Origin of the sequence: Marinimicrobium sp. C2-29 (genome assembly GCF_038419845.1) — a bacterium.
GTDB lineage: Bacteria > Pseudomonadota > Gammaproteobacteria > Pseudomonadales > Cellvibrionaceae > Marinimicrobium.
This window is the reverse complement of the sequence record NZ_JBCAQT010000005.1, coordinates 24,941-51,396: the sequence shown is the minus strand read 5'-3', so window position 1 is coordinate 51,396 and position 26,456 is coordinate 24,941. Positions and strand designations below refer to the sequence as shown.

At 61.6% G+C, this 26,456-nt stretch carries 22 protein-coding genes; 13 read left to right on the top strand and 9 right to left on the bottom strand.

Going from position 1 to position 26,456, the window contains the following annotated elements; translation table 11 throughout:
- Nucleotides 1-33 precede the first annotated feature (33 nt).
- Nucleotides 34-996 (bottom strand): L-histidine N(alpha)-methyltransferase, encoded by a 963-nt coding sequence (gene egtD, locus AAE484_RS06235; RefSeq protein ID WP_341937493.1) that lies wholly within the window; start codon nt 994-996, stop codon nt 34-36.
- A gap of 83 nt (nt 997-1,079) precedes the next feature.
- On the opposite strand from egtD, the gene selD reads away from it, so the two are divergent.
- From selD to AAE484_RS06210, 5 genes are all read left to right on the top strand, one after another.
- The gene (gene selD, locus AAE484_RS06230) at nt 1,080-3,359 is read left to right on the top strand and encodes a selenide, water dikinase SelD (protein ID WP_341937492.1); all 2,280 of its coding nucleotides are present in this window, start codon (nt 1,080-1,082) and stop codon (nt 3,357-3,359) included.
- 126 nt (nt 3,360-3,485) lie between these two features.
- Entirely contained in the window at nt 3,486-4,280 is a 795-nt protein-coding gene (locus AAE484_RS06225) for a 3-keto-disaccharide hydrolase (RefSeq protein ID WP_341937491.1), read from the top strand.
- 200 nt (nt 4,281-4,480) lie between these two features.
- On the top strand, nt 4,481-5,761 hold the full coding sequence (locus tag AAE484_RS06220; RefSeq protein WP_341937490.1) for a cytochrome c: 1,281 nt from the start codon (nt 4,481-4,483) through the stop codon (nt 5,759-5,761).
- Nucleotides 5,762-5,767: 6 nt separating this feature from the next.
- A complete protein-coding gene (locus AAE484_RS06215; RefSeq protein WP_341937489.1) occupies nt 5,768-6,262 on the top strand; it encodes a (2Fe-2S)-binding protein in 495 nt (164 codons plus the stop codon).
- The gene (locus AAE484_RS06210) at nt 6,255-8,561 is read left to right on the top strand and encodes a xanthine dehydrogenase family protein molybdopterin-binding subunit (RefSeq protein ID WP_341937488.1); all 2,307 of its coding nucleotides are present in this window, start codon (nt 6,255-6,257) and stop codon (nt 8,559-8,561) included. Before AAE484_RS06215 ends, AAE484_RS06210 begins: the two co-directional genes overlap by 8 nt.
- 240 nt (nt 8,562-8,801) lie before the next feature.
- On the opposite strand, the gene AAE484_RS06205 is transcribed toward AAE484_RS06210, so the two are convergent.
- Together AAE484_RS06205 and AAE484_RS06200 are read right to left on the bottom strand one after the other, a co-directional pair.
- Complete coding sequence (locus AAE484_RS06205) at nt 8,802-9,383, bottom strand: nucleotidyltransferase family protein (RefSeq protein WP_341937487.1); 582 nt, start codon at nt 9,381-9,383, stop codon at nt 8,802-8,804.
- Nucleotides 9,373-10,341 (bottom strand): XdhC family protein, encoded by a 969-nt coding sequence (locus AAE484_RS06200; protein WP_341937486.1) that lies wholly within the window; start codon nt 10,339-10,341, stop codon nt 9,373-9,375. The genes AAE484_RS06205 and AAE484_RS06200 overlap by 11 nt, the downstream gene beginning before the upstream one ends.
- Before the next feature lie 112 nt (nt 10,342-10,453).
- Between AAE484_RS06200 and AAE484_RS06195 the strand changes: the two genes are divergently transcribed.
- Nucleotides 10,454-11,365 carry a histone deacetylase family protein gene (locus AAE484_RS06195; protein WP_341937485.1) on the top strand — a complete coding sequence of 304 codons (912 nt, stop codon included), beginning with the start codon at nt 10,454-10,456 and terminating at the stop codon, nt 11,363-11,365.
- 93 nt (nt 11,366-11,458) lie between these two features.
- Nucleotides 11,459-12,424 carry a pectinesterase family protein gene (locus AAE484_RS06190; RefSeq protein ID WP_341937484.1) on the top strand — a complete coding sequence of 322 codons (966 nt, stop codon included), beginning with the start codon at nt 11,459-11,461 and terminating at the stop codon, nt 12,422-12,424.
- 14 nt (nt 12,425-12,438) lie between these two features.
- Here AAE484_RS06190 and AAE484_RS06185 read toward each other — a convergent pair whose 3' ends face one another.
- Genes AAE484_RS06185 through AAE484_RS06170 form a run of 4 tightly spaced genes read right to left on the bottom strand, consistent with a single transcriptional unit; the run spans nt 12,439 to nt 16,341 of the window.
- Nucleotides 12,439-13,362, bottom strand: coding sequence for a metal ABC transporter permease (locus AAE484_RS06185; protein ID WP_341937483.1), 924 nt, complete (start codon nt 13,360-13,362; stop codon nt 12,439-12,441).
- Complete coding sequence (locus AAE484_RS06180; RefSeq protein ID WP_341937482.1) at nt 13,359-14,567, bottom strand: metal ABC transporter permease; 1,209 nt, start codon at nt 14,565-14,567, stop codon at nt 13,359-13,361. The genes AAE484_RS06185 and AAE484_RS06180 overlap by 4 nt, the downstream gene beginning before the upstream one ends.
- Nucleotides 14,567-15,370 (bottom strand): metal ABC transporter ATP-binding protein, encoded by an 804-nt coding sequence (locus tag AAE484_RS06175; protein ID WP_341937481.1) that lies wholly within the window; start codon nt 15,368-15,370, stop codon nt 14,567-14,569. Before AAE484_RS06175 ends, AAE484_RS06180 begins: the two co-directional genes overlap by 1 nt.
- Nucleotides 15,367-16,341, bottom strand: a complete 975-nt coding sequence (locus tag AAE484_RS06170) for a metal ABC transporter solute-binding protein, Zn/Mn family (protein WP_341937480.1) — start codon at nt 16,339-16,341, stop codon at nt 15,367-15,369. The genes AAE484_RS06175 and AAE484_RS06170 overlap by 4 nt, the downstream gene beginning before the upstream one ends.
- A 471-nt stretch (nt 16,342-16,812) precedes the next feature.
- On the opposite strand from AAE484_RS06170, the gene AAE484_RS06165 reads away from it, so the two are divergent.
- Nucleotides 16,813-17,136, top strand: a complete 324-nt coding sequence (locus AAE484_RS06165) for a formate/nitrite transporter family protein (RefSeq protein WP_445928832.1) — start codon at nt 16,813-16,815, stop codon at nt 17,134-17,136.
- A 721-nt stretch (nt 17,137-17,857) separates the two neighbouring features.
- Complete coding sequence (locus AAE484_RS06160; protein WP_341937479.1) at nt 17,858-19,999, top strand: cellulase family glycosylhydrolase; 2,142 nt, start codon at nt 17,858-17,860, stop codon at nt 19,997-19,999.
- Nucleotides 20,000-20,114: 115 nt separating this feature from the next.
- Here the strand turns inward: AAE484_RS06160 and senB are convergent, their stop codons facing one another.
- The gene (gene senB / locus AAE484_RS06155; RefSeq protein WP_341937478.1) at nt 20,115-21,104 is read right to left on the bottom strand and encodes a selenoneine biosynthesis selenosugar synthase SenB; all 990 of its coding nucleotides are present in this window, start codon (nt 21,102-21,104) and stop codon (nt 20,115-20,117) included.
- Between the two features lie 42 nt (nt 21,105-21,146).
- Between senB and senA the strand changes: the two genes are divergently transcribed.
- From senA to AAE484_RS06135, 4 genes are read left to right on the top strand one after another with little or no spacing between them, the layout of a single operon-like run.
- Nucleotides 21,147-22,490 carry a selenoneine synthase SenA gene (gene senA, locus AAE484_RS06150; RefSeq protein WP_341937477.1) on the top strand — a complete coding sequence of 448 codons (1,344 nt, stop codon included), beginning with the start codon at nt 21,147-21,149 and terminating at the stop codon, nt 22,488-22,490.
- A gap of 43 nt (nt 22,491-22,533) precedes the next feature.
- Nucleotides 22,534-23,388, top strand: coding sequence for a putative selenate ABC transporter substrate-binding protein (locus AAE484_RS06145; protein ID WP_341937476.1), 855 nt, complete (start codon nt 22,534-22,536; stop codon nt 23,386-23,388).
- Nucleotides 23,388-24,041: an ATP-binding cassette domain-containing protein gene (locus tag AAE484_RS06140; RefSeq protein ID WP_341937475.1), complete on the top strand. Its 654-nt coding sequence runs from the start codon at nt 23,388-23,390 to the stop codon at nt 24,039-24,041. The genes AAE484_RS06145 and AAE484_RS06140 overlap by 1 nt, the downstream gene beginning before the upstream one ends.
- 19 nt (nt 24,042-24,060) lie before the next feature.
- Nucleotides 24,061-25,533 carry a PhnE/PtxC family ABC transporter permease gene (locus AAE484_RS06135; protein WP_341937474.1) on the top strand — a complete coding sequence of 491 codons (1,473 nt, stop codon included), beginning with the start codon at nt 24,061-24,063 and terminating at the stop codon, nt 25,531-25,533.
- Between the two features lie 136 nt (nt 25,534-25,669).
- On the opposite strand, the gene AAE484_RS06130 is transcribed toward AAE484_RS06135, so the two are convergent.
- A complete protein-coding gene (locus AAE484_RS06130) occupies nt 25,670-26,437 on the bottom strand; it encodes a peptidylprolyl isomerase (RefSeq protein ID WP_341937473.1) in 768 nt (255 codons plus the stop codon).
- Nucleotides 26,438-26,456: the final 19 nt, after the last annotated feature.

The window sequence follows — 26,456 nt, the reverse complement described above, 5'->3', positions numbered from 1 at the left end:
AAACTTGCCCCCAAAGGGGCAGCGACAGGAGGCTCAGGGTGTCGACAGATAATGTACGCTAAACCGGTTCTGGGGGTCGGTCCATACCGCCTTGGGGGTATAGCCGGCGCGCCTCGCCAGCGCCTGAAAGCCCTCGATGCTGTACTTGCAGGAATTCTCGGTGTGCAGCCGCTCCCCGGGCGCGAAGTCAAAGGCCCGATCGCCCACCACGATGCGCTGCTGGCACTGACTGACCAGATGCATTTCAATGCGTTCGGCCGCGTCATTGTAGAAGGCCAGGTGCCGGAAGTTCTCGAGCTCCAGCTCGGCTCCCAGCTCCACCTGCAGCCGGCGCAGGAGATTGAGATTGAACTCGGCCGTGAAGCCGGCGGCATCGTTGTAAGCCGCTTCCAGCACGGCTTTGTCCTTGATCAGGTCCACCCCGATCAGCAGCCCACTGTCGGCGGGCAGCATCTGACGCAGGCCCGCCAGAAAGGTTTCCGCCTCCGGCGGTTCGAAATTACCGATGCTGGAACCAGGAAAAAACGCGACCGTGCGCCGCCCTCCGATACCCTCGGGCATCTCCATCCGGCGGGAGAAATCGGCCCAGACCGCATGCACTTCCAGCCAGGGGTAGTCCGCTGCCAACCGGCGGGTACTGTCCAGCAGAAAGTCCCGGGAGATATCCACTCCGAGGTACCCACTGGGGTTGAGCGCATCGAGCAAAAGGCGGATTTTACGGCTCGCGCCACTGCCCAGCTCCAGCAGCAGCGACTCGGGCCCCGCCAGACGAGTGATCTCATCGGCACTGTGGGTGAGTATCTGTTCTTCAGTACGGGTGGGGTAGTATTCCGGCTGTTGGCAGATCTGCTCGAACAGTTCCGAGCCGCGCCGGTCGTAAAAAAACTTGGGCGACAGCGCCTTGGGTTGGCGACTCAGGCCTGTCATCACCTCTTCAAAGAGTGAGGTTTCAGCTTCGGCCCGGTGTTGCGCATGGAAGCGCACGGCGTCGGTCATGGTGTATCCTCTCGGCTTCGGAATCTGTTCGAGCCAGAATTTCATCCGCTCTGGAACCTCAACAATATAGAGAGAGTCTTGCCATGCAGCAACCGGATTCACCGGTCCTTCGCGATATTGTGCTGGTCGGCGGCGGCCACAGCCATGTGGGTGTACTCAAGCGCTTTGCCATGAAACCCGAGCCCGGCGTGCGTCTCACGGTCATCTGCCGGGACACTCACACGCCCTATTCCGGCATGCTGCCCGGCTATATTGCCGGTCACTACGATTACGATGAGGTGCATATCGATCTGCGTCGGCTGGCGGAATACGCCGGCGCCCGGTTTTTCAGTGACGAGGCGGTAGGCATTGATCATGACAGCCAGACGGTGCTGTGCCGCTCGCGCCCACCGGTGCCCTACGACCAACTCTCGATCAACATCGGCTCGACGCCCCAGGTGGGCCAGGTCGCGGGCGCGGCCGAGCACGCGGTGCCGGTCAAACCCATTCACCAGTTCAATGACCGCTGGCAGCAACTGCTGGACCGGATCACACACCACCCCGGCACCACCCGTGTGGCGGTGGTGGGCGGCGGCGCCGGCGGCGTGGAGCTTCTGCTCGCCATGCACTACCGGCTGCGCCGGGAGTTGGCGGCGCTTGAGCGCGACCCGGACGAACTCGTCTTCACCCTGTTCACCCGGGACACGCAGATTCTGCCCACCCACAACCCGCGGGTGCGCCGCCACTTCGAGCGCACGCTTCAGGCGCGGGGGGTTGAGTTGCGCACCGACTCCGAGGTCGTTGCGGTAGAAGCGGGGCAATTGCAGACCGGCGCCGGGGAGCACTTTGCCGCCGACGAGATCGTCTGGGTCACCAACGCCGGGGGCGCCGCCTGGTTGCGCGATACCCGGCTGACGCTGGATGAGGCCGGGTTCATTCAGGTGAACGACCAGCTGCAATCACTCTCGGACCCGCGAGTGTTCGCTGCCGGCGATATCGCCACCCAGGTCAACCACCCCCGGGAGAAGGCGGGTGTGTTCGCCGTGCGCCAGGGCCGGCCGCTGGCCGACAACCTGCGCGCCGCCGTCCTCGGTCGCCCCCTCAAACCCTATCACCCACAGAAAAGCTGGCTGGCCCTGATCAGCACCGGCGACCGGCATGCGGTGGCCTCGCGCGGCGGTCTCTATCTGGCGGGCGACTGGCTCTGGCGCTGGAAAGACCAGATCGACCGGCGCTTCATGGCGAAATTCAGCGACTTCCCGCCCATGGATGAGACCACCATGAAACCCGCCCGGCCCAGCCGGGTCAGCCTGGATGAGGAAGAGAGCGCCCAGGCGATCTCGGCCATTGCCATGCGCTGCGGCGGCTGCGGCGCCAAGGTGGGGGCCACCACCCTGTCCCGGGCGCTCTCGAGCCTGACGCCCGTCGACCGGGAAGAGGTGCTGGTCGGCCTGCACGCGCCAGACGACGCCGCCGTGGTGCGGGTCCCACCGGGCAAGGACATGGTCCATACCGTGGACTTTTTCCGCGCCTTTATCGACGACCCCTATATTTTTGGCAAGGTGGCCGCCAACCACGCCCTGGGCGATATCTTCGCCATGGGCGCCGAGGCCCAGACCGCAACAGCCGTGGCCACCGTCCCCCAGGGGCTGGAGTCCAAGGTGGAGGATACGGTGTTCCAGATGATGAGCGGTGCCGTGGAGGTGTTGAACGAAGCCAACTGCGCGCTGGTCGGTGGCCACACCGGCGAGGGCCGGGAACTGGCCCTGGGTTTTGCCGTCAACGGCCTGATTGATTCCGGGGGCGCCAACGCCCTGACCAAAGGCGGCCTGCAGGCCGGCCAGGTGCTGCTGCTCACCAAACCCATCGGCACCGGCACCCTGTTCGCGGCTCTGCCGCAACTGAAGATCAAGGGGCGCTGGATCGACGCGGCCTTGAACAGCATGGTCCAGTCCAACCTCGCCGCCGCCCGCTGCCTGCGCGAGTATGGCGCTACCGCATGCACCGACCTGACGGGCTTCGGCCTTCTCGGCCACCTGGTGGAAATGACCCGCCCCTCGGGCGTGGATGCGGAGCTAGACCTCAACGCCCTACCCCTGCTGGAGGGCGCCGAGCAGACCGTGGCTGCCGGCGTGTTGAGCTCGCTGCAACCGGCCAACGTGCGATTGCGCCGGGCCATCCGGGACCAGGAAAAGTGGGTTGATCACCCACGCTACCCGCTGTTGTTTGACCCCCAGACCGCCGGGGGCCTGCTGGCCAGCGTTCCACTGGAGCAGGCCGAGGAGTGCGTCAGGGCCCTGCAGGCGCTGGGCTACCCCCACACCGCCGTGATCGGCCGGGTTCTGGAGGCCGGGGATGCGCTTGAGCCCATCAGCCTGAAGTGACGACCTAGAGATAGAAACTGATCACTATTGACTATTATTGACCGGAAACTTATGCTTTCCGGTGCCTGGACACGCCTGGAGAAAACCGGGCGTCACTCACTGCCACACTCAACTGATGGTCATAACATGATAAAACCGCCAATCAACCTCGCTTTTATTTTCTCTTCGACATTCCTCATTTCATGCGGCATTGCCGACCGCAACCATCAAGGTGGCGAATGGCAAACGCTGTTCAACGGCCGCGACCTGGATGACTGGGTGGTGAAGCTGCATCGTCATGAACTGGGCGATAATTACGCGGACACCTTTCGGATCGTGGATGACGTCATCCAGGTCAACTACGACCAATACGATGAGTTTGGCGAGCGCTTCGGTCATCTTTTTTATAAAGAGCCTTTTTCGTCCTACCACCTGAAGTTTGAATACCGGTTCACCGATCAGTGGCTCGAGGATGCGCCCAGCTACGCTTACCGGAACAGCGGCATCATGTTCCACTCCCAGGCCCCGGGCACCATACTCAAAGATCAGGACTGGCCCATCTCGGTGGAATATCAGATGCTGGTATCGAGAGGCGACGGCGAGCCACGTCCGACCGGGAACATGTGTTCTCCGGGCACAGACGTGGTCTATGAGGGTGAAGTGGACGAGCGTCACTGCATCAACTCATCCTCCGACACCTACAAGACCGGCGAATGGATCCAGGGCGAGCTGATTGTCCATGGAGACTCGCGGGTCATCCACAAGGTCAATGGAGAGACAGTTCTGGAATACAGCCAACCCCAGATTGGCGGTGGCGTTGTGGGCGGTTATGACCCCGACATCAAGCGTGATGGTGCTCCGCTCACCGAGGGCTATATCGCGCTGCAGTCGGAGGGGCAGGGCATTGAGTTCAGGGACATAAAGATCAAACCGCTGGATTGAACTCCCCCACCGAAGATCCCACAGAGGCGCCTACTCCTTCGGGGCGCCCAATCCCCGATTTATGGTCTACACTGGAACGATAACAAGCAATACCCGTTAAACCGTGGTTTCCAGGCGGTAACCCGTCGTCAGAGGTTTCCCTACCCTCTCTCCCGTGCCCCCGCACGGTGCGTGCGGTAGACCAACGAAGGAGATGCAAGGTGATTAAACGCATTGTGGTCGGCATTGTCGGCCTGGTCATTGTGGTGTTCATCGTTCTGTTACTGCTGGCCTGGGAGAGCGATATTGCACCGCAATCACCGCCAGGGGCAGAGACCTTTTCCCAGGAGCGGATTGATCGGGGACGGGTTCTCGCCGGTATCGGCAACTGCCAGAGCTGTCACACCACCGACACCGACCAACCCTATGCCGGTGGGCTGGCGTTCGAGACCGGGTTCGGCACCCTCTACTCCACCAATATTACGCCTGATCCCGACACCGGGATCGGCCAATGGTCCCAGGAAGCCTTCAACCGGGCCATGCGCGAAGGGGTTTCCCGCGACGGTTCACACCTCTTCCCCGCTTTCCCCTACCCCCACTTTGCCAATGTCAGCGAGCAGGACCTGGAAGACCTCTACGCCTACACAATGACCCGCGAGGCCATCAGCGCCGAGCCCCCGGACAACACCCTGCGCTTTCCCTTCAGTATCCGCCTGCTTCAGGCCGGCTGGAAGCTGCTGTACTTCGACGGCCCCACCCTGGCAGGAGATGCCAGCCGCGGCGAATATCTGGCCGAGGGCCTGGGCCACTGCTCCGCCTGCCATACGCCTCGCAACTCGGTGGGCGCTGAAGCGGAAGGCCAGGACTACGATGGCGCCCTGATCAATGACTGGTTTGCGCCGGCACTGAGCGCCAAGCAAAGTACGCCGGTGGCCTGGACCGAGGATGAACTCTTTCTGTATTTACGCAACGGTGTATCGGTTTACCACGGCGTGGCGGCGGGCTCCATGGCTGATGTGGTCCATCAGGGGTTGGTCGAAGCCAGCGACGAGGATATCCGGGCACTGGCCCGCTATTTCCACGACATCAATGGTGGGGGTAGCGACGCGCAGGCGGCCAGCCAGTCGGCAACGGCCATTCGCACGGCCCAGGAGCGAACCGCCAATAGCTTGAGTCGGGGTGAGGCGCTGTTCACCGACGGCTGCGCCAGCTGCCACTACAACAACCCGGACGAGCCGAACATCATGCGCCCGGAAATGAGCCTCAACAGCTCGGTCACCGCCGATGACCCGACCAACCTGATTCGCTTCACCCTCGAGGGTATTTCCGATGAAGCAGGCATCCAGGGTGTGGTGATGCCAGGCTACGCCTACTGGAGCAATGCTGACCTGGTGGCCCTGTTTGAATTCCTGCGGGAAACCCACACCGACCGTCCCGCCTGGGACAATCTGGAACAACGTATTCAAGCGCTGCGCGAACACGCCGGCAACGGGAAGGAGTAACAGACCATGAGCACCACATTCACACTCAATGGGCAAAAGGTCACGCTGGATGTGACCGACGACACCCCGCTGCTCTGGGGCATTCGCGATGACGCGGGCATGACCGGCACCAAATTCGGCTGTGGCATCGGCCTGTGCGGCGCCTGCACCGTACTGGTAAACGGCCGGGCGACGCGCTCCTGCATCACGCCGGTGAGCCAGGTGGCTGGCGCCGAGATTACCACCATCGAAGGCCTGGACGAGGACGGCCAACACCCGCTGCAGAAAGCCTGGGTGGAAACCCAGACCCCGCAGTGCGGCTACTGCCAGTCCGGACAGATCATGCAGGCTGCCGCCATGCTCAAGGACTTCCCCAACCCGACCGATGAACAGATCAACCAGGTGATGAGCGGCAACCTGTGCCGGTGCATGGCCTATGTGCGCATTCGCGAAGCGATCAAGATCGCCGCCGCCGAAATGCGCGGCGGCGTTCAGATCCAGGAGGGTGCCACTAATGAATAAGTTATTCCGCTCCCTGCTCAACCCCGATGTGGGTGCCGTCAATCACGGCCCCAGCCTGAGTCGCCGCGGCTTTCTGATCGGCGCGGCCGGCGCGGGCATCACCCTCGCTTTCTACCGTCCCGGGCTGAGCTTTGCCCAGCCCGAAGAGGTGATCGAAAACCAGATGTTTGAACCGACCATCTGGTATCAGATCGAAAACGACGGGCGCATCATCGTCAATATTGCCGAGGCTGAAATGGGTCAGCATGTGGGCACCGCCCTGGCCCGGATTGTCGCGGACGAACTGGAAGCCGACTGGTCCAAAGTCGAACTGCACCATGTCGACAGCGACCCCAAGTGGGGCATGATGGTGACCGGAGGCAGCTGGTCGGTATGGCAGAACTTCATGCCGCTCAGTCGCGCCGGCGCCGCCGGGCGGCAGGTGCTGATCGAAGAGGGCGCGCGTCTGATGGGCGTCGACCCCGGTCAGTGCCGCGCACGCAACAGCGAGGTGATCGCAGGCAACCAGTCGATCACTTACGCCGAGATCGTGCAGCGCGGTAATCTCTCGCGCACTTTCAGTGAAGAGGAACTGGAAAACATCGAAGTCAAAAAAGCCTCGGACCGTCGCCTGATCGGTCATGAAACCCGGGCACTGGATATCCCCGATAAAACCGATGGCAGCAGCCTGTACGGCATTGATGCGACGGTCGATAACATGGTGTACGGCCGCCCTCTGATTCCGCCCACCCGCTATGGTGCGACCATCAACAGCATCGACGACAGCGAGGCGAAAAACGTCGAGGGTTATCTGCAGACCATTCAACTCAACGACCCGACCGATACCGTGCCCGGTTGGGCCGTGGTGATTGCCACCTCGTTTTATGCCGCGAGTAAAGCGGCCAGTAAAATCAAAGTGGACTGGACGGCCGGTGAGACCGCCAAGGTCGGTGAGCAGGACATTCTCGATCGTGGTCGCGAGCTGATTGAGGGCAGCGACAGCGGTGCTCTCGTCGTGGATGAAGAGGGCGTCGACGATGCCTTCAACAATGCCGATTCGGTGCTTGAACAGGATTACATTGCCCACACGGTGTTGCACTTTCAGCTCGAGCCGGTCAATGCACTGGCCTACCAGAAAGAGGGCATCTGGGAAATTCACACCGGTAATCAATGGCAATCACTTATTCTGCCGACACTCGCCAACGCACTGGATGTTGCGGAAGACAAAGTCATCATGCGCACCTATATGCTCGGCGGCGGTTTTGGTCGCCGCCTCAACGGCGACTACGCTGTGCCCGCCGCTCTGGCAGCAAAGGCCCTGGACCGCCCGGTCAAACTGGTGTTCACCCGCGAGGACGACGCCCGTTTTGATTCGGTGCGTTCCCCAGCCTACCAGCGGATGCGCATGGCGTTCGACGCCGAAGGCAACCCCATCGGCATGGAACACCACGCCGCCGCCGGTTGGCCCACCCAGGTGATGGTGCCGGGCTTCATGCCCGAGGCCACCAACGGTGAGAAGTTCGACCCCTTTGCGATTCAGGGCGCGGCCCACTGGTACTCGGTGGGCGCGCACCGGCTGCGGGCGATCTCCAATGATCTGGCCAACAAGACTTTCCGCCCCGGCTGGCTGCGCTCGGTGGGCTCTGGCTGGGTGAACTGGGCCCTGGAGTCTTTTATGGATCAGGCTGCGCACAAAGCCGGGAAGGACCCGATTGATTTCCGCCTGGCGCTGCTCAAGGCCGAAGGTAAAAACGCCGGGGAGGCGCCCAATTCGGTGGGCGGTGCCAGCCGTCAGGCGAATGTGCTGCGCCGGGTGCGGGAGCTTTCCGAGTGGGGCCAGGAGATGCCGACCGATACCGGGCTGGGGGTTTCCACCAGCTATGGTCAGGAGCGCAATATGCCGACCTGGACCGCCTGTGTGGCGAAGGTGCATGTGGACCGCAGCACCGGGGAGGTCACTTTGCAAAAGCTCACTCTGGTGACCGATGCCGGCACGGTGGTGCATCCGGATGGCGCCCGCGCTCAGGTGGAGGGGGCGGCTTTGTGGGGGGCCAGTATGGCGCTGCACGAGGGGACAATGTTCGAGAACGGGGAGGTGAAGGATCGGAATCTGAATACTTATTCACCGATGCGGATTCGGGATGTGCCGGAGATTGAGCAGGAGTTTGTCGACAGTACGGAGATGGCAGTGGGCCTGGGTGAACCGGCGACCACGGTGGTCGGTCCGGCGATTGGCAATGCGATTTTTGCAGCGGTCGGCGTTCGCATGACGGAGCTTCCGATTCGACGCGAAGCGGTGTTAGCAGCGTTGAAGACCTAATGGAGGGAGCGTAATGTCCGGCTCAGGATGGGGGACGTTGTTTCCAGACACGCCGTAAATACATCCCTGTAGGCTCGCGTCGCGGAGTCCCGCCGCTTACGGTCTGGAAACAACGTCCCCCACCCTGTGCCTCAGTGCTTCGGAAAGAGTTTTGTGGAGTACGCTTCGTTGTACCGAAAAAGCACTAGGTGATTAAGCGAAATGGCATGACGTTTACCTCGGAGGTTGGAGGAGGGGACGTTACGACATCACCAGATCATCCGGCCTGTCCACATCCCGCAATACTCCAACGTCCGCTACTGTAATCAAGCGGCAGGCGTTGTGGTGCTTTTGGATGATCGTGCGTGCGCCCATATCGCCCTGGAGTCCGGCCAGCTCGGGCCAGAACTGGCGGCCGAAGATGACCGGGTGGCCGGCGTTGCCGTCGTATATCGGGCGAACGATGGTGTTTTCGGTGGCCTTGGGCAGGAGTGTGGCGAAGGCATCGGGTTTGATCCAGGGCATATCGCCCAGTAGCACGGCGGCGGCTGTAGCGCGGTGGGAGTGTGTCAGCAGATGCTGAAAGGCCACGCCGATGCTGGTACCCAGACCGATGGGGGTTTCCGGGGCGCGGATGATGGCTTCGGAATTCAATTCGAGTGCCGCCGCGTTGTCGCCTGCCCGGATAACCACATAGGTCTCATGGAAAAGGGGTTGTGCCATGGCGGTGGTGGCCTGGAGCAGGGTCTGCCCGTCTGCCAGGGTGGCACTGCGCTTGTCCGAGCCGAACCGGGTGGAGTACCCGGCGGCCATGATCAGGCCGACGATGTCATCAGAGCGCATCGCGCGGTTGGCCCCGGTGTACGCGGATGATATCGGCCATTACCGCCAGGGCAATTTCGGCCGGGGTTTTACTGCCGATGGCCAGACCGATGGGCATGTGCAATCGCTCGATGTCCGCCTCGCTCAGCCCCCCGGAGCGGCGCAAGCGTTCGGCGCGATTGGCGGAGGTTTTGCGCGACCCCATGACGCCGATGTAGAACGCTTCGGTGCGCACCGCTTCCATCACCGCCAGGTCGTCGATTCTCGGGTCGTGGGTCAGGGCCACTACCGCCGTGGCGGCGTGCGCCTGCTGTTCGACATAGAGTGAGGGCAGCACGGCCTCGACGCGCACGCCGGGCACGTTGAAGCTGGCCACTTCATCGTCGCGCGGGTCGCACACAATGACATCGAACCCCAGAGCCTGGGCGAACTCCGCGCAGGCGGCCGAGACCGGGCTGATGCCGGCAATGATCAGGCGCAGGGTGGGTCCCACCCGGATCCGCACGCTCTGCTCGTCCCTTTCAACCCGGGGTCCCAGCGCCGAACCTTCGGTGAACGCGGGTTCGCCATTGTCCAGAGTCACCAAGCGGATCAACGACTGCTGGCCCTTCATGGCCTGAGCCAATGCCTGAAGATGCGCGCGATGCTCGGGCGTCGCCGTCAGTCGCTCGACCAGAACATCCAGCACCCCGCCGCAAGGCAAGGTGACTTTGGGCCCGGAGACCTCATCGTTACCATAGCGGATCTGGGAGAGCGGTTGGTGAAACGCTCCCTCGCGCAGCCGGGTGAGAAAGTCCTCCTCCACGCAGCCACCGGAGAGTGAACCCACATGCTGGCCGTCGGCGCGAGCCACCATCATGGAGCCGGGCTCCCGGGGCGAGGAGCCGAAGGTGGCGAGCACGGTGCACAGCCAGACGGGCTCGCCCTGATCCAGCCATTCCAGAGCCCGTTCGATCACTTGCAAGTCCAGGTGCTGCATAGGGTCGTACTACCTCAGGTCATCGGTTTCCCTACAGCATAGCCGAGTCGATGACGACTGTCCCGCCCTGGCGGGGTACACTAACGATTCCGAGCCGACATTGATTCACTCTATGCCCACATCACTGCCTCTGGTTTATCACCCGGCGTACAGCTTTCCCTTTCCCGAGCGACACCGCTTTCCCATGGCGAAATTTGGCTTGTTGACCGAGTACTTGCGCGGGACCGGCATTCTGCGCCCGGAGAACAGCTTCCGCCCGGGGCCCTGCAAGCCGCTATGGCTGGAGCAGACTCACTGTCCGGATTACCTGCAGCGCTTTATCAACCAGAGCCAATCGCCCCGGGAGCTGCGGCAGATGAACCTGCCCTGGAGTGAAGCTCTGGTGAAGCGCACCCTGATCGCGCCCTCGGGTACCGTGCTGGCCGCGCAGCTGGCGTTGCACTCCGGCCTGGCCTGCCATCTGGCCGGCGGCACTCATCACGCCCATTACGATTACGCCTCCGGTTTCTGTATCCTCAATGATCTTGCGGTCGCGGCCCGGGTACTGATTCGCCAAAGCGGCGTCGCGCGGGTACTGATTTTCGATTGCGATGTTCACCAGGGAGACGGCACCGCCGCGCTTCTGGCGGACGAGCCCCGCGCCTTCACCTGCTCCCTGCACTGCGATAACAACTTTCCCTTCGACAAGCAGCGCAGCGACCTGGATGTACCACTGCCCGACGGGATGGGCGATGAGGACTATCTGCGAGTGGTGAGCCGAACGCTGGATCAGGTGATAGCGGATTTTCAGCCCGAGATCGTCCTATACGATGCGGGGGTGGACGTCTACAGGGGCGACCCGCTCGGACGCCTGAACATCACCGAGGCGGGCATTCGCGAGCGCGACCGCCGGGTGTTGAGCGAGCTGCTCAAGCGGGGCATTCCGGTAGCGACGGTGATTGGGGGCGGCTACGATGACGATCGCCCTACCCTGGCCCGGCGCCACGCCATTGTGGTGGAGGAGGCAGCGAAGTTGAAGAGATAGCGGCTCCACATGGGTGCCCTACGGGCCATAGCGCCTGTGGTTTACAATATCCATTCAAGCAAAAAACAATGAACTGAGAGAGAGCCATCAACCATGAAAATCGGATACCGTATTGTTGTATGTTTGCTGTTCTCACTGCTGGCGACATTGCCCGCGAGAGCCGATGTTGTGTACGAAATGACCGTCGCACAAGACGGCGGCGGCGATTACAAAACCATTCAGGCCGCAATTGACAACACCAAGGCCTTTCCGGACAAGCGCATTACCATTCACATCAAAAACGGCGTCTACCGGGAAAAGGTTCACGTTTACGAGTGGAACCCGATGGTCTCACTGATTGGCGAGGACGCCGAGAAAACCATCATCACCTGGGACGATCATTTCAAACAGATCGATCTGGGCCGCAACAGCACCTTTCACACTCCCACCCTGCAGGTGGATGGCGACGATTTTCACGGCGAAAACCTCACTATCGAAAACACCGCCGGCCCGGTAGGCCAGGCGGTCGCCCTGGCGGTCAATGCAGATCGGGTCAGTTTTTACGACAGCCGCTTTCTGGGCCATCAGGATACGGTCTACCTCACCGGAGAGGGCAAGCGCCAGTATTTCAGGAACTGTTATATCGAGGGCACCACCGATTTCATTTTTGGTCGCGCCACGGCGGTGCTCGATCAGTGCCGGATTCACTCGCTGAGTGACTCCTACATTACTGCGGCCTCCACACCGGAGAATGTCGAACACGGCTTTGTGTTTCTGGATACAACCCTGACCGCCGCTGAAGACGTATCGGAGGTCTACCTCGGGCGTCCCTGGCGAGACTTTGCGCAGACGGTGTTTCTCAACACCGAGATGGGCGCACACATCAAACCGGAGGGCTGGCACAACTGGTCCAAACCGGAAGCGAAAAGCACTGTTTTCTACGGCGAATACAACAGCCGCGGGCCGGGTGCGTCACCGGAGAAGCGGGTAGAGTGGCAAACCACACTGAGCGATAAACAGGCCGACGATTATACGCTGGAGACGGTGCTGGGCGAGGATGGCTGGTTCCGCGACCGCTAAGCCAGTGGACGGGGTCAGGCTTCAGCGGGGGCGCCACCGCCGCGGCGGTGAGGGCCCCACAAGCACGCCAGCAGCATGATCAGCCCGGCCACCGTGGCGATCATCCCGGCGGCGCTGAGCGACATCTCCAGTCCCAGCCAGATCAGCCCGTGACCCGCCAACAGATAACCCAGCACGGCGGAGATCAGGGCAAACAACTGGCTCCAGGCGATCTGCGCCCCCAGATGATTGGTCATCAGGCGCGCGGCGGCCGCCGGGCAGATGAACATGGCGATCACGATAATGGAGCCCACCGCTTCAAACGCCGCAATCGCCGCCACCGCGACCATGGACACCAGTAACAGATCCACCAGGGCCGGACGGGCACGGACGCTGGCCGCAAACTCCGAATCAAAACTGCCCACAATCAGGTGGCGTCGGAACACCAGCACAAACACCAGCACCACCAGCGCGACCGAACTGACGCGCGCCAGTTGCGGCGGCAGATCGGCCAGCGCGACCGGGTCGAACAGGGACGCGAGACCGACGCCCTCGAACCAGATCAGGCTCTCCAGGTTACCGTAGAGCGCGTGTTGCACATCAATGTGCACACCGCTGGCGTGGCTCATTTCCAGCAACAGCACCCCCAGCGCAAACAGGCTGGTAAAGGTCACCCCCATGGCCGCGCTGATTTCCACCCGCCCCAAGCGGCGGATGGCTTCAATCATGACCACGGTCACCAGCGCCGAAACGCCCGCGCCCAACATCATGGCCGTGGAGGCGATGGTGCCGGTCAGCAGAAAGCTGGCCACAATCCCCGGCAGCGCGACATGACTGATGGCATCACTGATCAGACTCTGGCGACGCAGCACCAGGAAGTTACCCAGCAGCGCACAGGTCATGCTGATGATAATGGCCACGGTCATCGGCACCAGGCTGAACATCATGAAGTCGCTCATGCCGACTCCCCCTGTGGCGGCAGCCGTTGCTCGAGGGCATTGATGGCATCGGGCGGCAAGACCTGGGATATCGGCTCCAGGCCCGCGTGTTCGTGATGCAGGGCATCGCCCGGAAAGAGCTGCCGGTACAGTGCCCAGAGCCGCTCCTCGTGCTCGGCATCGCGGGCGGCGGCCTGCCCCTGGGCCGTGGCTACACCGTCACGCCGGATGTGCCCTGCCCGGCGCAGCAACCGCAGGGTCAGTCCATCAAAAATCGGCTCGCTGCGCGACATGGACAGCAGCCCCTGGCGCAGGTGCACCCGCCGACGAAACCGTTGATGGGCCATCAAACTGGCAAAAACCCCGCGCCGGGGGGCAGCCAGAAACGACACCAGAAAAATCCCAAAGGCGGACAGGACAATCAGAGAGCCGGTGGGAAGGCTCTCACGGGCGCTTGACAGAGTCACTCCCAGGTAGGCCGAAAGGGCGCCCAATACGGCGGCGAGCGCCACCATTCTCGGGGGGCGGTTGGTCCAGAAGCGGGCACTGACCGGTGGGGTGATGGTGAGCGCAACGATCAGAATCAGGCCCGTGACTTTCAGGCCGATCACCACGACCGCCATCAGCAACATCAGCAGCAACAGATCGGCGCGCCAGGTGTTGACGCCCTGGGTCTGGGCAAAGTCCGCATCAAAGCAGACCAGCAGAAACTCCCGGCGCAGGACAAAGATGGCCGCCAGCAGGCCCAGCGCACAGACCGCTATCAGCATCGCTTCCGCCGCCAGCATCCCCGCCGTGGAGCCGACCAGATATCCGGTCAGCCCCGACTGGCCGGTGACGTTCATGGACTGAATCACCGTGATCAGGACCACACCAAAGGCAAAGAAGGTGGACAGGACCGCGCCGATGGCCGCATCTTCGCCCAGGCGCGTGCGGGCGCTGACCAACTGCACCAGCCAGAGCCCCAGGGCGGAGCTGAGCGCCGCTCCCAGTAACAACCCGGGCAGCCAGCGTCCATCCCCCTGAATCAACCCGATGAGAATGAATGCCAGCGCCAGCCCCGGCAGGGTGGCGTGAGTGATGGCATCGCTCACCAGGGAGCGCTTGCGCAACAATACAAAGGCACCAATCATGCCCGCACTGGCACCCAACAACATGGCCCCCACCGTCACCAGCGTGGTGTTGTAGCCCGAGGAAAAAGCCAATGCCCGCCACCAGGCTTCCATCACGTGGCTCCCGGGGTCGCCAGGGCGGCGGGCACCAGCCGTTCCAGTTGGACCGGGTTGAGGCGGCCGCCGTAAGTGGCCTGCAGGTTTTCGGCGCTGAATACCCGGTCCACCGGCCCGGCGGCCACCCGCCTGACGTTGAGCAACAAGACTTCATCGAAGTAGTCGCGCACCGTGGACAGGTCGTGGTGGACACAGAGCAGCGTCCGCCCCTCGGCGCGCAGTTGTTTTAACACTTCAACAATCGCCTTTTCGGTGGCGGCATCCACGCCGGCGAAGGGTTCATCGAGAATGGTCAACTCCGCCTGCTGAACCAGCGCCCGGGCCAGAAAGACCCGCTGCTGTTGACCGCCCGAGAGCTCTCCGATCTGCCGCTCGGCAAAGGCTTCCATCCCCACCCGTGTCAGGCTCTCCATGGCCTGGTCGGTGTGGCGGCGACGGGTCAGTTGCCACCAGCGCAACTGGCGAAACAGTCCCATGGTCACGACATCGATCACGGTGGCAGGAAAGTCCCAGTCCACGCTGTTGCGCTGCGGCACATAGGCAATGTGTTCGGTCATCTGCTCCAGAGGACGTCCGAACACCCGCACATCGCCGGTCAGGCGACGGGTGACCCCGAGGGCGGCCTTGAGCAGGCTCGACTTTCCCGCCCCGTTGGGGCCGACAATGGCGGTCATGCTGCCGGGCCTGACCACAAAGTCCACGGAATAGACCACCGGCCGGTGATCGTAACTGACCGTGAGGCCCTGTATGGCCAGGGGGCTGGCGGCGACCGTATCGCTGATTTTGCCGGTCACGTTCATTCACTCGCCCCGGCCTGTTGCAGGCGGCCCAGACGGCCACCCTCGGGAACCTCTCCGCCCAGCGCGCGGGCGATCACGCTCACGTTGTGGTCAATCATGCCCAGCCAGGTCCCCTCATAGCGCCCGGCCGGGCCCATGGCATCGGAATACAGCTCACCGCCAATTTCGACCCGATGGTCGCGGGCGGCGGCGCCTTCGATCAACGCCCGGATATTGCGGTCCGACACCGATGATTCGATAAAAATGGCGCCGATCTGTCGCTCCACCAGCAGATCCACCAAGGTTTCGATCCTCGACAGGCCGGCCTCACTCTCGGTGGAAAATCCCTGAATGCCCAGGACTTCAAAGCCGTAGGCATCCCCGAAATAGCCGAACGCATCGTGGGCGGTCACCAGAACCCGCTTCTCCTCCGGCACACTGTTCAATATTTTCTGCGCGTAGGCATCCAGCTTCTCCAGCTCGGCCAGGTAGGCCTCCGCCCGCTGGTCGAAGCCCTCTTTATGCTCGGGACTGAGTTCGGCCAGCGCCTGGCGTACCGCCTCGACCACGTAGCGCCAGCGACCGGGATCCATCCAGACGTGCGGGTCGGACTGGTTCTGGTACTGCTCATCGGCCAGCCGCAAACGCTCGGGCACGTTTTCCGCCACCGCGTAGACCGGGCGACGCTCGGCCAGGCGGTTCAGAAACTCCTCCAGCTGGGCTTCCAGATAGAGACCGTTCCAGAACACGGCATCGGCACGGCTCAGAGCGGTAATATCGCTGCGCGTCTGGCGGTACAGGTGAGGGTCCACACCGGGGCCCATCAGTCCCTTGACCTCCACCGGCTCGCCCCCGACTTCGCGCACCACATCGGCCACCATGCCGGTCGTTGCCACCACCTGCAGGCGGGACTCCGCCATGGCGGGCAAAGCCCCAAATAGACCGGCCAAAAGCCAGATCGCCGGAAGACCTATACGCTTGATCAGCGCCACAAAAAAACTCCTCTGAAAAAATACGCCCGACAGTGCTTCGATCGGCACCGACCCTGCGCTTGCAGTGTACGTGCCGCCAATGCGGGCCATGTTATCAGGCTGTAAGCACAGATTAACCTGTCAGCCCCCCTTTGTTAACTTTTCTTGTCTTATGCGTGCAATAGCGCCAGAACCGCGCGAGAGGCGCCAACCCGCCTCACTCTGGGCCACGCCAATCCGGTTGTGCCCGTTTTAAGGGGTTTTTCTTCACACACTCGAGCACCATTTTGAAACATCAAGCCGGATTTTTCCGCGCAACCGCACCAATAGGGCGCCAACAATAAATGCTCAGCGGGTTACGACTGGCTTAATTTATCCTTAAAAATCAGACATTTGAAGACAACAACCTGGGCTGGGGTGGTTTTTGCTCCAGCCAGGGGCACAGCGCTCCCGTCGGGGGCCTCGCATCCACCCACACAGTCAGAGAGCTCTATGTCTTACTTACTGCCTTCAGAATTTGCCACCAAGATGGTGGACGCCGGTGAATCAAAAATCTATATGGCCACCCGGGATGCCCTGATCAGGGCGTGCATGGCGGGCGCCATTCTGGCCATTGCCGCCGTATTCGCAGTGACCGTCTCCGTGCAGACGGGCTACCCGATCATCGGCGCCATCCTGTTCCCCGTGGGCTTCTGTATCCTGTACCTGATGGGCTTTGACCTTCTGACCGGCGTGTTTGTTCTGACCCCATTGGCCTGGGCCGACAAACGCCCGGGAGCATGGGGACGATCTGCAGCAGGACCCGGTTCAGATTGAACGGTTTTTGATGGAAGAGTGGATCGCCCGGCGCGTTGACAGCCCCCACGTGGTCAAACCCTGTCTGCAGGATCGCAAGCGTCACTACCTCTATACGGTCACCGAGTTCATCGATTGAGCGCGACCCGATACTGTTCTGGAAAAACCTCTCGCTGATCCTGTGCCTGATGATCGTGGCGCTTCTGATAACGCATTATTAGCGAAATAAAACAATAAAAAACGACAACACTTCACGTCATTCATCTCGCAAACATTATTTCGACGACAAACTTTAAAATTACACGGCATCACGGCGCCGACCATTCGACGAGCACTGTCGTTTTAATTTTCTTTTAGTCCTTTTTTTCACCCTCTTTTTATCTTTCTTAATAAATAAACACCCAACTAATCTCGATTGATAATTAAAAAAAGAAGTACGTCATAGTATGGGAATATCGCCCTTTGCAAGTAACCGATTTCAGTTACCATGTCGATCGCCCTTATCGGCTGTGAACCAGAAAGGTCTCGAACGAATCGAGCCATTTTTCGGGTGAAGTAGGGTCATGAAAGTCAGGTCGTCAATCGGTCATTGACGCATCGCCTGGCTTGGCCGTCGCCGACTCTGCGACAGCTTTTGGCTCGCACAACCGAAGGGCGAACAGAGCGCTCACCACCCAACATTGTGAATAAACAATGGTGAGCGCCTTCTTGAGTGAAATGACCAACCAGGAGATAAAGACAAATGATAACCACAAAGTACAAAGGCAATGGCTTGGCAGTCGCAATGCTGAGCTTGGGCCTGGCAGCGGTCAGTCAGGGCGCTGCCGCCCAGGCGGATAATTGCGAATATGTCATTACCAACGAATGGGGCAGCGGAGCGACTGCAGCGATCCGGATCAACAACAATGGTTCCACGGCCATCAATGGCTGGGATGTCAGCTGGGCGTACGACAACAATGTTGTCACCAACAGCTGGAATGCCGACGTCAGTGGCGACAATCCCTACACCGCCACCGACCTGGGCTGGAACGGCACCATTCAACCCGGCGAATCTGTGGAAATCGGCATGCAGATCGACGCCAATGGCGGCAGCGTTGAAACACCTCAGCTGAACGGCGCCGCCTGTGAGGGTGACGGCGGTGACACCAGCAGTTCCGCTCCCGCCAGCTCTTCCTCAAGCGCAGCCACCAGCAGCGAACCGGCCACCGATGGTCAGATGTGTGACTGGTACGGCACCACCTACGAGCTGTGCGACAGTCAGAACAGCGGCTGGGGCTGGGAAGATGGTCAGAGCTGTATTGGTGCCACCACCTGTAGCGATCAGCCCGACCCCTACGGCATTATCGGTGGCAGCACATCCAGTGCGCCCGCCAGTTCCAGCAGCTCCGCCCCGGAGTCTTCTTCAAGCTCTTCGGTTCCCGCCAGCAGTTCTTCTTCAGTGGCGGTGAGTTCAAGCAGCAGCGAATCTTCCAGCAGCGTACCGTCTTCCAGCTCGTCCAGCGCGCCGAGCACCGACGGCACCTTCCGCGTTGACGACAGCGGCAACATCACCCAGAACGGGGAAGAGTATCCGGTCCAGTGTTCCGCCTGGTTCGGTCTGGAAGGTCAGCATGAACCCGTGGACGCCGAGAACAACCCCGATGGCGCGCCCATGGAGTTGTATGTCGGCAATATGTGGTGGGTCGATTCCGGTCGCACCATTCAGCAGACCATGGATGAAATTACCGCTCAGGGTATCAACACCATCCGTCTGCCCATTGCGCCACAGACGCTGGACCCGAACGACCCCCAGGGTACTGGCGATGTCCGTGAAGGCGGTGTGCTGAAGAACCACGAATCGGTTCAGCAGGACAATGCCCGTCAGGCCATGGAAGACTTCATCGTCCAGGCTGATGAGAACGGCATCAACGTGATCATCGACATCCACTCCTGCTCCAACTACGTGGGCTGGCGTGCCGGTCGTCTGGATGCCACTCCTCCCTACGCGGATGCCGAGCGCGAGAACTATGACTTCAAGCGCGAAGGTTATTCCTGTGGTGCGGTAGACGATCCCGATGTTCAGGTTGACCTGTACAACGAAGAGCTGTGGCTGGACGACCTGCGTGAAATCGCCGGTCTGTCCGAGCAGCTGGGCGTTGACAACATCATGGCCATCGACATCTTCAACGAACCCTGGGATTACACCTGGGCCGAGTGGAAGGAACTCTCCGAGACAGCCTATCAGGCAATCGACGAAGTCAACTCGGATGTCCTGATCATGGTGGAAGGTATTGCTGGCGGCACTTCCGCCGGTGAAGAAGTGCCTCACGGTTCGGAAGAGACCAACCCCAACTGGGGCGAGAACCTCTATCCGTTTGCCGACGCGCCGCTGGATATTCCCAAAGAGCGTCTGATCCTGTCACCGCACACCTATGGTCCCTCTGTGTTCGTTCAGAAGCAGTTCATGGACCCGGCACAGCCCGAGTGTGAGGGCCTGGAAGGCGATGCCGCCGGCGAAGCCGACTGTAATATCGTGATCGACCCCGAGCGCATTCGCGCCGGCTGGGATGAGCACTTCGGCTATCTGGCCGACCAGGGCTACGCCATGATCATCGGTGAGTTCGGTGGCCACGTTAACTGGCCCGCCGATGCGCCCCCACGTCATCGTACCCTTTGGGATCACATCGACGCCGGTATCGATATGGAGTGGCAGAACGCTCTGGTCGACTACATGGTCGAGAAAAACATCGAAGGCTGCTACTGGTCCACCAACCCCGAGTCCGAGGACACCGGTGGTCTGTATAAGCACGCCTATGACCCGGTCAGCAATACCGATGCCTGGGGCACCTGGGAAGGCTTCGAAGAGGAGAAGTGGAACCTTCTGTTTGAACTGTGGGACAACTGAGTTGACTCATTGACCCGGTGAGAAGCCCCGAGGCTGGCAACCCCTCAGCCTCGGGGCTGATCACAAACAGCGAAAACATGAGCAGGGACGCTCATCCCCACCAGAATGCAACATCCTACCTCGATTGATCCAATACCTGACCGACAACCTGAGCCAGAGCCTGCCGCTCCGCTTCCGGCCGGAACATCGGCGCACGCCGACTGACCTGTTCTCTGAGTCGCTCCAACCAGACTGAATCCCGCTCGGCACGCAGCAGACATTCCCTCAGCGCCGTGGTGTGGGTGACCGGGTAATAGCCGACGTAGTCTTCTCCCAGCAGTCCCCGGTTACCGGCAATATCCGAGGCGATCACCGGCAGACCGGCCACGCAGGCCTCACTCACCACATTGGCCCCGCCTTCCATTCGGGAGCTGATCACCATGACCCGGGCCCGGGCCATCCACTGACGCACACGCCAGCGGGGCTGATCGCCCAGCCAGCGGTAACGCCTGTTGTGGGTCATCTCCTCCCGGGCCGCCTCGGCCCAGTCTTCGGTATGGGCGCCGCCGAGCTGAATCACACGCAGCCTGGAATCCCGGGGCAGGTCACGCACGGCATAGGCGGCCCTGAGGGAGTCCTTTTCCTCGCGCAGATGGCCGGCCACCAGGACATCAAAGGTCCGGGCGGAGGGGCCCGGGGCTTTGTCCGGCAGCGGCTCGGCCGACTGATGCACCACATGGAGGCGATCAAGATAGCGTTCGGGCAGATTCTCGGGCAGACAGTCGTGCAGACCGACCAAGGCATCGGCGGCGTCCATACTTTCGTATACCATTGCCGGGTCGCTATACTGAAAGCGGTAGACATCGGTCCCGGTCAGTACAAGAATCAACGGACACCGGGGGTAGCGCTGTTTCCAGGCGTTGATGGCACCGTGACTGCGCCAGGCATGCAGCGCCACCAGAAGATCGGGCCTCGGCCCGGAGGGCGACTCGTCCGACAGGCGGATGGAGACTCGATAGCCACTGGCGCGAAGCAATCCAGCCCAGCGGGTCGCCGTCGCCCGATTGCCTGCGCGGGAGCCGGGCACGGCGGGTGTTATCAGAGTAATGAGTGGAGAGTTGGCCACCAGGTCTACCCCTAATGAAGCTTTCACAACGATGAGGTTAGCATGATCACGCCACCGTCGACACACCGAATCGAGGCCGACAGGCTGGCCGAACAGCTGCGCGATGCGCGCCAGAGAAGCCTCGCGTTGCTCGAGGATTTACTGGAAGAGCGCCCGCTCGGGCCGTCGCTCACCATCGTCAATCCACCGCTCTGGGAGCTGGGGCATGTGGGCTTTTTTCATGACTACTTTGCGCTGCGTCAGCTCTATGACCTGCCCGACTACCAGATTCCCGGTGCCGCGCAGCTGTACGATTCCAGCACCATCGCTCACGACGACCGCTGGGAACTGCCGCTGCCCGAGCGGGCCGACGTGTACGACTACCTGGAGCGGGTGCAGCACGCCATGCTGAGCCGCCTGCCCGACAGCGGCCTGGCCAGTGAGGCCCAAAGCTACGTGTACCAGCTCACCGGCTTCCACGAAGACATGCACGGCGAGGCCTTCACCTATACCCGCCAGACGCTCGGCGATCCGCCACCGGCACTGGGATTGCCCCTGACCCACAGCACCCGCCCGCCGGTATCGGACATGGGTACGCTGGAGGGCGATGTGAACATTCCGGGCGGCCGCCACACACTGGGTTCAGACGAGTCTGTTCCCTTCCGGTTTGATAATGAAAAGCCACCAATGGAAGTGGAAGTGCCGCCCTTTGCCATGGCCCGGGCGCCGGTGACCAATACTGAATTTGCCGAGTTCGTCAACGACAACGGCTACGACCGGCGCGAACTCTGGAGTGAGGCAGGCTGGCGCTGGTGCCAACAGGCACAGGCCGAACACCCTGTCTACTGGCGCCGCGGCGCCTCCGGCCAGTGGGAGGAGCGTATTTTCGATCGCTGGCAGCCGTTGGCGCCTTACCAGCCGGTGGTCCATGTCAATCTCTACGAAGCCGAGGCCTGGTGCCAGTGGGCCGGACGACGCCTGCCCACCGAGGCCGAGTGGGAGCTGGCCGCCAGCCGGGCGCCGACAAGCGACGGCCAGGCCCTGGCGCCGGGCAAGCGCCGCTACCCCTGGGGGGATACCTCACCGGACCACCGCCACGCCAACCTGGATGGTTGGCAATTGAGTCGGGTGGATGTCGCCGCCCTGCCCGATGGTGACAGCGCCTTTGGTTGCCGGCAGATGCTCGGCAACGTCTGGGAGTGGACCTCGAGCGTATTCGGTCCCTTTCCGGGCTTTGCGGCGGATCTGTACCGGGATTACTCCGAGCCCTGGTTCGCCGAGGGCCGGCACGTCCTGCGGGGCGGCGCCTGGGCCACTCGAACCCGTCTGATTCACAACGGCTACCGCAATTTTTTCACCCCGGAGCGCCGGGACATTATCGCCGGCTTTCGCACCTGCGCCCGATAATTCCGGTACCATAAGATTCTCTACCTCATCAGGAGTACACCAAATGTTGGGACGCCTTTCACTATTGTTAACTTTCTGGCTGATCGCCTCGGTCGCCAGCGCCGAGACCTTTGTCTTCACTGCCATTCCCGATGAAGATGAAACCCGGCTGCAGAAACGCTTTCAGGCGGTGGCCGATTATCTGGCCGAAGAGCTCGAAGTGGACGTACGCTTTGTGCCGGTCAAGTCTTACGCGGCGGCGGTGAGCGCCTTTCGCAATGACCAGGTACAGCTGGCCTGGTTTGGTGCCCTGTCCGGCGTTCAGGCGCGCGAGCGGGTAGAGGGTTCACAGGCCCTCGCGCAGGGGGCGGAAGACGAGGAGTTCTTCACTTACATCATTGCCCACAAAAGCACCGGCCTGGAACCCGACTCCGGGCTCACCGACGCCATGCGCGATATGACCTTCACCTTCGGCTCCAAAGGTTCCACCTCCGGCCGCCTGGTGCCCGAATACTACCTGCGCGAACAGTTCGGTGAAGCGCCGGACGAGGTGTTTTCCCGGGTGGGTTACAGCGGCAACCACAGCCGCACCGCGTCACTGGTCGCTTCGGGTGCCTACCAGCTCGGCGCCCTGAACTATACCGTCTGGGAGACTGAACTGGAGACGGGCAACATCGATCCCGACGATGCCTATGTGGTCTATAAAACGCCGCGCTACCCCAACTATCAGTGGAGCATTCGCGGCGATGTCGACGAGCGCTTCGGCGAAGGATTTACTGACAAAGTACGCCAGGCGCTGCTCAATATGGATGATTCCGCGATGCTGGAGAGCTTTCCCCGCTCGAAATTCATACCGGCCAGCAATGACGACTACGCCGTGATCCGCGATGTTGCCCAAGAAATCGGCCTGATCGATTGATGCAGACACTGACGCTCACCAACCTGGTCGCCGATTACGGCGAGCAGCGTGTATTAGGCCCTCTGGACCTGGCGATCGAGCCTGGTCAGAAGATCGCCCTGGTGGGCAAAAGCGGGGCCGGGAAATCCACGCTCCTGAACCTGATGCACCAGCGCTGGCGCCACACTGGCGCGGCGCTGATGCCCCAGGAGCTGGGACTGGTGCCCTCACTGAGCGTCTTTCACAATGTATTCATGGGCGGGCTCGCCCGCCGCGCCACCTGGTATAACCTGGTCAGTCTGATGCGCCCGTTCAGACGCGACATCGACAGCATCCTGCCGCTGCTCGAGCAGCTCGACATCGCCGAGAAATGCTGGACCGCCGCCGGTGAATTATCCGGTGGACAGAGGCAGCGGGTCGCGGCGGCCCGCGCCATTCATCAGCAGAGCGATCTACTGCTGGCCGACGAGCCCGCCTCGGCGCTCGACGGCCCCATGGCCGTCAAGGTCATGGCCGCACTCACCGAGGCGCATCCCACCGCCGTATTGGCCCTGCACGATGTGGAACTGGCCCTGCGCTTTGCCGACCGGGTGGTGGGCATCGCCGACGGTCAGATCGCTCTCGACCAGCCCAGCGAGCGGGTGAAAACCCAAGACTTGCTGGCGCTTTACTGACACGGGTAGCGGGCTGTTTATGTGGCAATCGGCAACGGTAAGAACCAGCCTGGGCTTTGTCCTGGTGGCCGCTGCCTGTGTGTTTTTTGCCGATCTCGACATCAGTGGCCACGATCCCTGGGGCGAGTTGAACCGTCTGTTCTTCGGCCTCATCCAGCCGAGCTTCGCCAACCTGGATTATCTGGGCGAAGCGCTGGTGAGAACACTGGCCTTCGCTTTCGTGGGTGTGGGTCTGGGGGCGGGCGCGGGTCTGCTGCTGGCGCTGATGTTCGGCTCGCGCATCGTCCGCACCTTCTGCGCGTTTATCCGGGCCATTCACGAGCTGTTCTGGGCCCTGATTTTCCTGCAGTTTTTTGGGCTGCACCCCCTGACCGGCGTGCTCGCCATTGCCATTCCCTACGCCGGAGTGTTCGGCAAAGTCTACGCCGAGATTCTGGATGAGTCCGACCCTCAGCCCGCGCAGATCCTGCCCTTCGGCGTCGGCACAGTGACCGCATTGATCTATACCCGCATCAGCCAGGCCTGGCCTCACCTGACCAGCTACACCTATTACCGACTGGAATGCGGCCTGCGCTCCAGTGCGGTACTCGGGTTTGTGGGCATGCCCACTCTGGGGTTCTATCTGGAGTCATCCTTTTCCCAGGGACACTACGGGGAAGTGGGAGCATTGCTGCTGTTGTTTTATGGCATGATCACCACCCTCCGTTTCTGGGTGCGGCCCCGACTGGTGCCCCTGTACCTGTTGGCCGCGCCCTTTTTGTTGGGCAGCGGCCTGCCCATCCGCTGGGATAACGTCACCCGCTTTTTTACCGAAGACATTGTGCCCGCTCCCCTGCGCAATGGCGAAGGGCTGGGTGAGTTGTGGGTGTGGCTCCTGGAACTGCTCAGCACCGAGGCGCTGCCGGGCATATGGAATACGCTGGTGTTGACCCAGATCGCCCTGGTGATCACCGGGGTGCTGACGCTGCTGCTCTACCCACTCGGCTCCCGTCACTTCACCAACCGGCTCACCGGCCCCCTGGGGCATATTGTGCTGGTGGTGCTGCGCTCCACGCCCGAGTACCTGCTCGCCTTCATTCTGCTGCAACTCTGGGGGCCGTCCATGTTGCCGGCCGTGGTCGCACTGGCCGTGCACAACAGCGGTATCATCGGCCACCTGATCGGTCGGCGCAGTAACGAAATCACCCTGCGCCCGGATGCACCCAACGGGATCGAACGCTACGCCTACGAACTCACCCCCCGGCTGTACGGCCCGTTTCTGGCGTTTCTGTTCTACCGCTGGGAAATCATCATGCGCGAGACGGCGATTCTGGGGATTCTCGGTATCGCGACACTGGGTTTCTATGTGGACAGCGCGATTCAGGAGATCCGCTTCGACCGGGCAATGGTGTTGATATTGATCACCGCCCTGCTCAATATCGGGGTGGATATTCTGGCCCGTTATCTGCGCCGCCGGTTGCACCTTAGGCACACGGCGAAAAGCGAGCCATGAACGATGAAAAAGGCGGATGCGCTTGACGCTTATCCGCCCTACGGATGGCATCAAGGTTTGTGTAGGGCGGATAAGCTGTAAGCGCATCCGCCGTTACTGTACGCCACGCAATCCGAAACGGCATTCCGCTGACGCTTTACTGCATCAACGGCGACCCATCCACCTGAAAATCGTACCCTTCAATCTCGGCCTCTGAGATCAGCACCTGGATATACTGGGCGATGGCTTTGCGTCGGACTTTATCATTCAGGTAGTCGGCAATCTGACCGGAGACTTCCTCGTAGGGTAAGCTGCGCCCGGGAATCTTGCGTTCGATAAAGACCAGATGAAAACCATAGCGGCTTTCCACCGGGCGGGGCATCAGGCCCGGCTCGGCGGCGAATACCTGGCGCTCGAACTCCGCAACCGTCTGCCCCTTGCTGATCTGGCCCAGGCTGCCGCCGGTTTCTTTTGATGGGCAGTTGGACTCGCGCCGCGCGAGCTTGGAGAAATCGGCGCCGCCTTTGAGGATGTCCAGAAGAGCATCGGCGCGAACTTTCGCCTCGGCCCGGCCGGCATCGTCTTCTTTGGGCACGGTTAACAGGATATGTTTCAGCTCCAGCAGAGGCGAGGTTTCAAACTTCGAAGGGTTGGCTTCGTAGTACTGTCGGCAGTCCTGATCCGTCGCCTCCGGGATGGCGACCTCCTGCTCGATCAGCGCTTCGATAAAATCCTCATCGGAGCTTTCCACGGTGTCGTCGCTCACCGGAATGCCCAGGCTCTTGGCGCGCTGGCGAAACAGCTCACCAATGATCAGGGCTTCGGCCGCGCTGAACATGGCCTCCCGCCGGGAGTCGGCCGGGTGGTATTGCATCTCCGCGAGGATTTTGTCTTCGGGGATTTCGGTTTGGTTGACGGTGATCATGGTAAGGGCCGTTTGGTGG